9 protein-coding genes are annotated in these 10341 nt (G+C 43.8%); 2 read left to right on the plus strand and 7 right to left on the minus strand.

The features are described from left to right. Positions 1-38 precede the first annotated feature (38 nt). The 5 genes from gndA to RB622_RS15880 form a co-directional block, all read right to left on the minus strand. Positions 39-1463 (minus strand): NADP-dependent phosphogluconate dehydrogenase, encoded by a 1425-nt coding sequence (gene gndA, locus RB622_RS15860; protein WP_308047551.1) that lies wholly within the window; start codon positions 1461-1463, stop codon positions 39-41. Continuing rightward, positions 1460-2089, minus strand: a complete 630-nt coding sequence (locus tag RB622_RS15865; RefSeq protein WP_308047552.1) for an HAD-IA family hydrolase — start codon at positions 2087-2089, stop codon at positions 1460-1462. The genes gndA and RB622_RS15865 overlap by 4 nt, the downstream gene beginning before the upstream one ends. A gap of 8 nt (positions 2090-2097) precedes the next feature. Continuing rightward, positions 2098-3198, minus strand: a complete 1101-nt coding sequence (tal, locus tag RB622_RS15870) for a transaldolase (RefSeq protein WP_308047553.1) — start codon at positions 3196-3198, stop codon at positions 2098-2100. 26 nt (positions 3199-3224) lie between these two features. After that, positions 3225-3668: an RpiB/LacA/LacB family sugar-phosphate isomerase gene (locus RB622_RS15875; RefSeq protein WP_308047554.1), complete on the minus strand. Its 444-nt coding sequence runs from the start codon at positions 3666-3668 to the stop codon at positions 3225-3227. A gap of 630 nt (positions 3669-4298) precedes the next feature. Beyond that, positions 4299-5465: a Gfo/Idh/MocA family oxidoreductase gene (locus RB622_RS15880; RefSeq protein WP_308047555.1), complete on the minus strand. Its 1167-nt coding sequence runs from the start codon at positions 5463-5465 to the stop codon at positions 4299-4301. A 276-nt stretch (positions 5466-5741) separates the two neighbouring features. Here RB622_RS15880 and RB622_RS15885 point away from each other — a divergent pair, with 276 nt between their 5' ends. After that, positions 5742-6998, plus strand: a complete 1257-nt coding sequence (locus RB622_RS15885; protein ID WP_308047556.1) for an Hsp70 family protein — start codon at positions 5742-5744, stop codon at positions 6996-6998. Between the two features lie 79 nt (positions 6999-7077). Here RB622_RS15885 and RB622_RS15890 read toward each other — a convergent pair whose 3' ends face one another. Continuing rightward, positions 7078-8796, minus strand: a complete 1719-nt coding sequence (locus RB622_RS15890; protein ID WP_308047557.1) for a PQQ-dependent sugar dehydrogenase — start codon at positions 8794-8796, stop codon at positions 7078-7080. Positions 8797-9005: 209 nt separating this feature from the next. Between RB622_RS15890 and RB622_RS15895 the strand changes: the two genes are divergently transcribed. Continuing rightward, positions 9006-9731, plus strand: coding sequence for a hypothetical protein (locus RB622_RS15895; RefSeq protein ID WP_308047558.1), 726 nt, complete (start codon positions 9006-9008; stop codon positions 9729-9731). A 189-nt stretch (positions 9732-9920) separates the two neighbouring features. On the opposite strand, the gene RB622_RS15900 is transcribed toward RB622_RS15895, so the two are convergent. Further along, positions 9921-10226, minus strand: coding sequence for a hypothetical protein (locus RB622_RS15900; RefSeq protein WP_308047559.1), 306 nt, complete (start codon positions 10224-10226; stop codon positions 9921-9923). Between the last annotated feature and the right edge of the window lie 115 nt (positions 10227-10341).

The raw sequence follows: 10341 nt of genomic DNA on the forward strand, positions 1-10341 counted from the left end.
GATGTCGTTGTTTTACAGACTGTTTTTTATATTTCCGGTCAGTTTTTTGGCACCCATTGCGTATGGAAAACACCTTCTTTCCCAATCAGCTCATAGGTGTGCGCACCAAAGAAATCCCGCTGGGCCTGAATCAGGTTTGATGGCATTCTTTTGCTTCGGAATGCATCAAAATAGCTTAATGAGGAAGCAAATGCGGGAATGGCAATGCCCTTGGCAACCGAGGCCGAAATAACAGACCGCGCACCCGGGATGGTTTCATTGACAATTTTAGCAACATTTTCATCCAGCAATAAGTGCTTTAATCCGCTATCTTTTTCATAAGCGTTGTAGATATCGTTCAAAAACGACGAGCGGATAATACAGCCGCCACGCCAGATTTTAGCAATTTCAGACAGGTTGAGACCATAGCCGTATTCTGCCGAGGCATTGGACAGCATTTGCATGCCCTGTGCATAGGTGATGATCATGCTGAAATAAAACGCCTGTTCCAGCTCAGCCAAAAATTGATTCTGATCTACATCCAGTTTCGCAGTTTCGGAAATGCTGTACAAAGTGGCAGCCTGCTCACGAAGCGCTTTGTATTTTGATAAATCACGCATCGCCACAGCTGCATCAATTGTCGGGATAGGGGATTGCAGATCCATGGCCGCCTGTGAAGTCCATTTGCCGGTCCCCTTGGCCCTTGCCTCGTCCTTAATATCGTCCAGAAGTAAGTGGTCAGCGCCAGGCTCTTTGTAGGCAAATATGTCTTTTGTTATATCGATCAAAAATGACTGCAACCGGCCTTCATTCCATTTGGAAAACAATTTTTGGATGGAGCCGTTGTCCAGTTTCAATCCGTTTTTCAGAATTTCATAGGTTTCGGAAATCAACTGCATCAAGCCGTATTCAATGCCGTTGTGGACCATTTTAACAAAATGTCCAGCCGAACCTTGTCCTATATACGTGACACATGGCGCGCCGTCTACTTTGGCAGCGATGGCTTCCAGAATTGGTTTCATAACCGCATAAGCCTGTTTGTCTCCACCCGGCATAATACTCGGGCCGCGACGTGCTCCTTCTTCGCCACCGGATATTCCCATGCCAAAGAAGTGATAACCAAGGTTTTCCAAATATTCGACGCGGCGGTTGGTATCAACGAAATGAGAATTCCCTCCATCGATAAGTATATCACCTTTGTCCAGCAGCGGCAATAATTCTTCAATAACGTTGTCTACAATTTTCCCCGCCGGTACAAGCATCGTGATTGCGCGCGGCGTTGTCAGGCTTGCGACAAATTCTTTAATATCACTGAAACCTTTTACTTTGATATTTTTCCCTTCTGTTTCGAGTAAAGCTCCTTTGCTGGCATCTTTATCATAACCTGCTCCTGCAAAGCCATGATCACCAATATTGAGAAGTAAATTCCGGCCCATGGTGCCAAGGCCAATCATTCCAAAGTTATATTTTTGTTCTGAACTCATAACTGGCTGAATTTTTCTTTTTTAAGACCTTCAAGTATCTTTTTAGTTGACTCGAAATCGGTATGATGAAAAGCGCGTATGCCTAGCTTGTGGGCCGTGGTCGTAAACATGATCCGGTCGTCGAAGTAGACGCATTGCGATGGACTAGCCTGGGCAATGCCCATAGCCAGATTAAATATTCCGGGATCAGGTTTGCGCATTTTTACTTCACAGGAAGAGATAAAGGCGTCAAAACATTCGTGCAGTTTGAACTTTTGGACACGGTAATCGTTCAGTTCTTTTCCTTCGTTGTTGATGGAAATTACACGGAAACCGCAATCTTTTTTCCACGCTTTAAGCCATTTCAGCATATCCGGCAGCTCTACCGACTGCGAATAGATAAATGCTTTAAAATCCTCCCGTGCGAAATCACGGGGATGATTGAAAATTACGGTATCGAGATATTCGTCGAGGGTTACACTACCGATCTCATAGACATTGAATATGAAATTATGGAGCGCATTTACTTCGGCATAATCCAGCCCGAATTTTTCAGCCGCTACCTGACGTGATTCGTGCCCCCAGCCATTGCTGAGGAGCACGCCACCGATATCAAAAAATAGTATTTTAAGATCAGTACTTTCCATTATTACAGTTAGTTGACTTTGGATTTTTGGTCTTCAATAGCCTGTAATAATTTTTCAAAAGGCTTATTAAATTTATCAATTCCTTCGTCTTCCAACTGTTTTGTAATCGCGTCGATATCAATTCCGGCGGCTTTGATTTTTGCAAGAACCTCCGTCGCCCCATCCAGATCATCTTCCAAACGACTTGCCGGATCGCCGTGGTCGCGGTATGCTTCCAGTGTCTCCAAAGGAATGGTATCAACGGTGTCCGGACCGATCAGGGCTTCCACATACTTGGTATCCTTGAAGGCCGGGTTTTTGCTGCTGGTACTTGCCCAAAGCAAACGCTGCGGAACGGCACCTTTTTCGGCCAGTTTTTTCCAGCGGTCGGTGCTGAATACTCTTTTATAAATTTCGTAGGCTTTTTTGGCGGAAGCAATGGCAACTTCGCCTTTAAGCTCGCCCAATCCTTTTTCATCCAGCAAAGGATCAACGACAACATCGATGCGGCTCAGGAAGAAACTGGCCACGGAAGCAATATTGCTAACCGGTAAACCCTTCGCAGCCCTTTCTTCCAAACCTGAAATGTAAGCTTCTGTAACTGCCTCGTAACGATCCAGTCCGAATAGCAGCGTAACGTTGATATTGATGCCCTCGCTGATGGCTTTCCGGATGGCAGGAAGACCGGGCTCGGTTCCCGGAATTTTGATCATTACATTTTCTTTATCAACAGCCTTCCAAAGTTCAATCGCCTGCTTGATGGTTCCTTCCGTATTTAAAGCAAGGAAAGGAGAAACTTCAAGACTCACATAACCGTCACCGCCTTTTGGAGCTTCATCATAAACGGGTCTCAACAGATCACAGGCCAGCTTGATGTCGCTTACCGCCAGACCAAAAAATATCTCTTCGTTCGTTTTATCTCCTTTTGACAAGGCGCTGATATCCGCATCATAGTCAGCGCTGCTGCTGATTGCTTTTTCAAAAATAGCGGGGTTTGAAGTTACGCCTCTAACGCCATCTTCTTCCACCAGTTTCTTAAGTTCACCCGTATTAATAATCTTACGGTCAATAAAATCCAACCAGATGCTTTGACCAAACTCGTGTATTTGTTTTACTTTGTTACTTGCCATAACCAACTTTAATTTGAATTATAAATTTACTTTTCTAATGCTTTAACTTTTCCAAGACGACGTAAGTGCCGCTCTAACCCTGTAAACTCGGCATTTAAAAATGCTCCGATCAATTCCAGAGCGGCGCTGTTTCCGGTTACCCGGCCTCCGAGACAAAGGATATTCAGGTCGTCATCCTCAACACCCTGATGTGCTGAAAAATGATCGTTGATAAGGGCAGCACGCGCTCCGGCCACTTTATTCGCGGCCACGGATGCCCCGACGCCGCTGCCGCAAACCGCTATGCCGCGGTCTAGCGCTCCGGCTGCAACTGCTTCTGCAAGCGGTATTACAAAGTCGGGGTAGTCGTCCTTATTGTCCAGTTGATAGGCTCCGAAATCTGTTACATGGTGCCCAAGCGAAACGATGTAGTCTCTGATTATTCCTTTTAACGCAAATCCGCCGTGATCGGCTGCTATTCCTATTTTCATCTTATTTATTTAACAACGCTTTTGGTTTATTAATTACATTTTCTAAGGTAAATCCAAAAACTTAATACAGATCCTCCGCTGGCGTAGATTCCCTGGAAGTGGTCATGGCAATATCATGTTGCCATCGTCGGTAATTTCTTCGTATCTGATCCCATTTTAAGCTATTCTGTTAGATTAGTTATTGTGGTAAACCGATAAGCCTGTCTTTCAGAAACTGCGTTTTGTTCGCTCCAATCTTCTAAAAAAAATCAAGTTACCAGACTTGTTACGGAATTCCTATCATATGCGGCAAAGACTTTTGATATAACTTTTGTGTTCGTTATGAGGTGCTGTACACCCATTTGATAAATTCCCTCTATACTTTTACCGGTGGAAGTTTCCTTTATTCAAAATTGAAGTTTGAAAGCACCGGACCCAACAATTATTTAAAGGAGTGTGTTGTATGAATGCTCTTTTTTGTTGGGTGATAGATGAAGGCTACGAGGCATAAAAAGTTGTTTGAACTTCTATTGGTTTACCACAAATAAGTTCAAATAACGTCAGTATCGGCATGCTGCTGGTTAAAACAAAAGCTGAATACATTCCTGGTATGGAACCGTATTCAGCTTTTAGTATTTGGATCAAAAAAGATCAAACGGTCAATTTTACAATCTGAGCCTGTTTTTGCGCTTTCAGGGCTAATTCGGTGGCCAGGAAACAGTGTTCCTGAGACATCGCCGTTTCCGTTCTGTTGATCACATCATCAACCAGCTGTTTGCCATACGGAAGTGGCTCCTTGCTGCAATCGATGTATTTTGTTTCCTTTTGCGTTACGAGAAACAAGTGGTTCCCGCCTTCACGACCACCGATATCGACATTCTTGCGAAGTTCAATAAATCCTTCTGTTCCAAGGATTGTTAACCGGCCGTCACCCCAGCTTTTCAGGCCGTCGGGGGTAAACCAGTCTACACGAATATATCCTGTTCCACCATTGCCGCGAATCATACAATCTCCGAAATCTTCAAATTTTGGGTATTGCGGGTGGCTGACATTTCCCACCTGAGAAGCCACCACCTCGGCTTTACTGGAACCGGTAAAGAACAGAAACTGGTCAAACTGGTGAGACGCAATGTCACAAATGACACCGCCATAACGTTTGGCATCGAAGAACCATTCGGGGCGTGAACTGGCTGACATCCGGTGCGGGCCAAGTCCGATCGTTTGTATCACTTTTCCGATAGCTCCCGCTTTAACAAGTTCGCCTGCTTTGACAGTAGCCCGGTTTTCAAGACGTTCACCGTACATAATTGAATAGATCCGACCCGTTTCTTTTTGTACTTTACGAACCTGTGCCAATTGTTCCAGTGAGGTTATGCCAGGCTTGTCGGCCATAAAATCCTTGCCATGCTTCATCACGCGGATTCCTATCGGTGCGCGTTCATCGGGAATTGCCGAGCTAAGCACTAGCTGGATGGATTTGTCTTCCAGTATCTCTTTTTCTGTCGCAACCAGTTTGGCGTCGGGATATTTCTTCCCGAATGCGGCCGTCAGATCCGCTTCCTTTGCATAGTAAGCAACCAGTTGTCCTCCGCCTCTGGTCACCGCCTCCACCTGTCCGTAAATATGCCCGTGATTCATGCCGATCACGGCAAATTTTATCCTTCCCGGCTCGATAATTTCTTCCTCAATTTCTGCTGCTTCCGAAGCAACCGGAGCGCTGGCTGCCTCACCTGGAATGGCTGACATCATGATCAGTCCCGCGGCGGTACTCATGGTGTTTCTGATAAATTCACGTCGGTTATCTTCTGCTTTTTTCATTTTCAGGTTCGTATCAAAAAGGATTGTTTTCTTTGAAATAGGGTACTGTTATTACAAGACTTGATAATGCTTTAATTACCCTTAAGTCCGCCAGGAAATGAACATACTGACCAGAGACATAAAACATTTTATATTACTTAGCAGAATTTAAAGACCCGTAGCGGGGAAATAAAAAGCGGGGAGAAATATTTCACTTTATATGGATAATAGTAAGTTCAGAAATTGCAAAGTATCATAATTAATCGGAAATTGCGCCCCCAAATTTTTAGAATTATAATGACCAGTATTTCCTGCGGAATCGACTTCGGAACTTCCAATTCAAGTATAGCAATAGCAAACCAGGGTAACGTCCATCTCGTTCCGGTAGAGGGTTCCAGTACAACAACGCCAAGTGCAATGTTTTTTCTCCGTAAAGGCAATGTTCCTTATTATGGGAGAGCGGCAGTGAATATGTTTCTGGATCGAAATCCGGGACGTTTTATGCGCAGTTTAAAGCGTGTGTTAGGCACGCCGGTGATGCGTCAGGGAACGATGGTGAACGGTGAGCTGATGCGGTTCGATCAGATCATCATTTCTTTTTTACAAAATTTAAAAGAGAAGGCAGACGCTGAGGCTGGTCATGAAATGGAAAATGTAGTGATGGGCAGGCCGGTGCATTTTGTTGACAACGACAGCGCGGCGGATATCAGAGCCGAAGCTGAATTGAAAGCGATTGCCAAACAGCTGGGATTCAAAAATATAGATTTTCAATTTGAGCCTATTGCCGCAGCCTTCGCTCATGAAGTGAACATAACGGGAGAAAAGCTGGCGATTGTCGTGGATCTGGGGGGAGGAACTTCCGATTTTACGGTGATCAGGTTATCCAATAAATACATCAACAAGGCCGACCGCACTTCGGATATTCTGGCTAATACCGGGATTCGGGTAGGAGGGAATGATTTTGATAAAGACCTGAGTTTGGCGGCCATTATGCCTGAATTGGGTTATCGGAGTACTTATGGTTCTAAAAATCTGGAAGTGCCTTTGTATCATTATTTTGACTTGTCGGAGTGGAGCAAAGTTAACTTTCTTTATACGACCAAGATCATATCACAAACCAAGCAGATCCTTTTTGAGGCGCACGACAAAATCCGCTACAAGCGTCTGTTACAGGTGCTTGAACAGGAAACCGGTCATACGCTATTGGCAGCTACCGAGGAAACGAAAATTGCGCTGACCTCACAGGCTGAATACGACGCGCCTTTCGATTTCCTTGAAGACGGCCTTACGACGAAAGTTACCCGTGAGCAATTTGACGAAGCCATTATTCAAAAGATTGAAAAAATATCCAACTCAGCTTTGCAATGTTTGTTGGATGCAAAGGTTCAAAAGGAAGATATTGAGCTTGTGATTCTGACGGGTGGCTCTACCGAGGTGCCTTTGATACAAACGGAATTCAAAAAGCTTTTTCCCAACGCTGCTCTGGCGGATGAAAACAAACTTTCCAGCGTAGGGCTTGGTTTGGCTTATGACAGCCATAATAAATTTGCCTGAGTGTATTCGGCATAAAAACGAGAAAGGTGTGCTTTTTGTGCAGCTCCTTTCTCGTTTTAAACGGTCGACAATTTTGATGTTATCTGGCTTTGGAAATTCTTCTTATTTTACCGTCACTTTTGGTCATCATATACATTTCCCTTGTAAAATAATCGTATTCTACTCTCAAATCCACCCGTTTGGAACCTGACATTTTCTGTAAATTAGTTGGCTCGCCATTTTGAATAATTCCAATTTCATATACCGTCGAATCTGACAATTGTCTGTTGATGTTGGCAAAGAAGATCCGTCCGTTAACAATATCACCGAAGATGTATTTATCCTTAAGTGCAGTCAACGCACCTTCATATACAGACCCACCACTGATGGCATTACCGTCCAAATGGTCATATTCGAGATAAGGTCTGATGTATTTTTCGGAATCACTCACTTTAAAAACAGTTTTAAGGTCGGATGGAGAAATTCCATAACTTCCTTCGCGGGTGTTCCAGCCATAATCACCCCCTTTAACGATTACGTTGACCTCTTCGAAATTACCTTCGCCAACCTCGGCGCTGAACATTATTTTTCCGTGATTTAAATCCCAGGACATACGATGTGGATTCCTAAAACCGAAAGCCCATATTTCTTTTCTGGTTCCCGGGTCAGGGTTGTTTACAAACGGATTGTCTGAGGGAATTCCATATTTTCCATTCGGGCTGTTATTGCCGAGCGGGTCAATTCTGATAATCGTTCCCAGTAAAGAATTGAGGTGATGCGTCAGTTCAGGATGTTTGCCAATGGTTGAGCCGCCGTCACCGGTACCGATGAAGAGCATACCATAGTCCGGGTCTTTTTTATCAATGCCCGGAATAAAGTTAATGTCCTGCGTTCCGTGTACGCCCGAGGGGACATTAATCCGTAATAACTCTCTTCGGCTTCCTTCAAAAACAGCGCTTTTTACATCGTTGATTTTCCACGCGGACACGACCCACTGCATGGCGACTTTGATCGAGTCGTTGAATTCGTAATCCGCTTTTTTGCCGGTAAACGCCTCCGTGTGGGTAATGTAAATCAACCCGTTTTTCTGATAATCCGGATGAAATGCAAAACTGCCCAGACCGGTTCCCAGACCCGGTGCGTTGATGTAATGATCGATTTTTTGCCGTATGTCAAGGAACGTGCTAACCTGTCCTTTGTGGATATGATGAATAATTCCCCTTTGATCGCTCACAAAGAGCGATCCGTCAGCCGTCGGATGCGGTCTCATATTGGCAATCCTGGTCAGAGGAGGTTTGTCGGAAGACGCAGGAATTTGAACGAAATCTTCCAGCTCAATCGTAATCCCGGATTTTTTAACCGGCACACCAACCCTTTCGCTCGTTGTTGAAACAGCATCGGTTTCAGTTTTAACAACCAGCGGTTCGATGGGATTAAGCGCTGTTTCCTTATGGATGTAAGCCAGGATTGAATTGATTTCGGCTGGTTTCAGGAAATCAAAAGACGGCATGACCATTTTAAATTTCTTACTCAGATTGACGGCCCTGAGATCTCCGGAATCGATAACCTTCGCCGGGTTCAGGATAAAATCGGTTAAGCTTTTTTCTGACAACAGATGGGTGATGCCGCCAAGTCTGGGCCCTATGCCTTCGTCGGCGATGGCGTGGCAAGAGGCACAATTGTTATTGAAAAGTTCTTTTCCCTGGGTTAATGTCTTGTTGTCAGACGGATAGCCCGTAGTTTTTTTACTGGTGGAACAATTGACGAGGACAAAAACGGTAACGGAAAAACAAACAGCATAAGCTAGAAAACGGTACATAGAAATTCTTTCAGGTGTTTAGGATTTATTTCATTCAAAAAGCCGAATGTATACAGAGATCCGTTCGGTTTTAAGAAGACGAAATTATGAACCTTTTCCACTAGGAAAGCGTCGCGCGTGAGATTTCTTTTTTAGCGGACTTTTTATAATTGATTTGTTGGTGTATTTTAGGAGGTAACTATTCTCAAGAATCTTAGCTGTTCTCTTTTATGGAAAACGATAAGGCGAAAATGGCACGTATCTTTCAGCTCCTGGCAGAGCATCCTATTAGCGAGGATACAAGAAATCTTTCCAATCAGCTACTTTATATCTCGTTTTTTACTCTACTTTTGGATTTGCAAATGGTTAATATTCAATTTATTAAATCATATGTACAATCCGTCGAGGTGCTAGGGTTTGCGTTTGGAAAGGGGAGCTATAATCTGATATTGGGTGTGGCGCTACTCTGTTGTCTTTTTTATGCTATTCTCTTATGGTTTAGTGCGAAATGGGATAAAAATAGGGCGATACATATGGCCAAATTACAGGCGCAAATAGAAGAACTGCCAGAGAAGCTTGCAAATGGGGATGTTTACGGGAATCGCCAATTTGATAAAGTCAAGAAGTATGAAGCCATGTATTTGGATTTTGAGCAAAAAATAAAGGGCTTGGAGCGAAAACTTGCCGAAAGCGAAGAAAATATTGACGAGGATATGCTGGAACTTATTAGGGAACGTATTTTCGAACTTAGAATGACGAATCCAAACGTGCTCAACAAAGCAACGGAAGCAATGAACCGTATGGGTGACATCATCAAATGGAATAATGAAAACATTATACCCATGCAGCAAAACTTGGATTTCAGGAGACGATTGACCATTGGTTTTCCGATTGCGATGGCAAGCCTCGCCTTAATCCTTGCTGCCGTTGTATTTGCACTTTCTTTTTTTAGCTAGTGCCGATGCCTGTACTCGATTTTTGTCCGGAAATAAAATAGATTGGAAGTGGCTGGATATTTGTCTTTACACCCCCCAAAAAAAATCGGCAAAGAAAATACTTCGCGAAATCTGATAAGAGACCTTTCAAAAAAGCCGGAGCAAGCCCCGGCCATATCTACGTTGAGTAAAAAGAAATTGGTATTATGGTTATTCTACGTTTCTTCCGTTTTTGTCAAGTTTAACCCTGGCGGTTTCCTTGCCTTTCATTACGGATAAATCGTAGTATTGTGTTTTGTCATCTCCGGTTACCAGGAAAGCTTCAACAACTTTCCATCCTGCAAATGCTTCGCTATTTATGGTTGCTTTCACCGCCGCGGGCAAATCTTCCGGTTTTACGGAAACTTTGTCCTGATTTACTGTTAAAGCAGATGTAATTTCTGCGCCTGGATTAGCCTGAACAGTGGCGAAAGAGATAAGCGTTAAGGCTACTGCCGACATTATTAGCTTTTTCATAATCTGTGTTTATATGATTAAATCAGTATTACTGTGCCCTTGCACTTCGACAGTTTCATAACAGGATCATGCCATGTGTATTAAGTGGTTATAATTCAGCGGATTGTTGTTTGGC

The sequence above is a fragment of the Dyadobacter sp. LHD-138 genome (assembly GCF_030929615.1).
In the GTDB taxonomy this organism is placed as follows: Bacteria; Bacteroidota; Bacteroidia; order Cytophagales; family Spirosomataceae; genus Dyadobacter.

Excerpts from the sequence above, each read along its gene's own strand:
- gndA (WP_308047551.1), bottom strand. The coding sequence starts at position 1,463 with ATGAGTTCAGAACAAAAATATAACTTTGGAATGATTGGCCTTGGCACC.
- RB622_RS15865 (WP_308047552.1), bottom strand. The coding sequence starts at position 2,089 with ATGGAAAGTACTGATCTTAAAATACTATTTTTTGATATCGGTGGCGTG.
- tal (WP_308047553.1), bottom strand. The coding sequence starts at position 3,198 with ATGGCAAGTAACAAAGTAAAACAAATACACGAGTTTGGTCAAAGCATC.
- RB622_RS15875 (WP_308047554.1), bottom strand. The coding sequence starts at position 3,668 with ATGAAAATAGGAATAGCAGCCGATCACGGCGGATTTGCGTTAAAAGGA.
- RB622_RS15880 (WP_308047555.1), bottom strand. The coding sequence starts at position 5,465 with ATGAAAAAAGCAGAAGATAACCGACGTGAATTTATCAGAAACACCATG.
- RB622_RS15885 (WP_308047556.1), top strand. The coding sequence starts at position 5,742 with ATGACCAGTATTTCCTGCGGAATCGACTTCGGAACTTCCAATTCAAGT.
- RB622_RS15890 (WP_308047557.1), bottom strand. The coding sequence starts at position 8,796 with ATGTACCGTTTTCTAGCTTATGCTGTTTGTTTTTCCGTTACCGTTTTT.
- RB622_RS15895 (WP_308047558.1), top strand. The coding sequence starts at position 9,006 with ATGGAAAACGATAAGGCGAAAATGGCACGTATCTTTCAGCTCCTGGCA.
- RB622_RS15900 (WP_308047559.1), bottom strand. The coding sequence starts at position 10,226 with ATGAAAAAGCTAATAATGTCGGCAGTAGCCTTAACGCTTATCTCTTTC.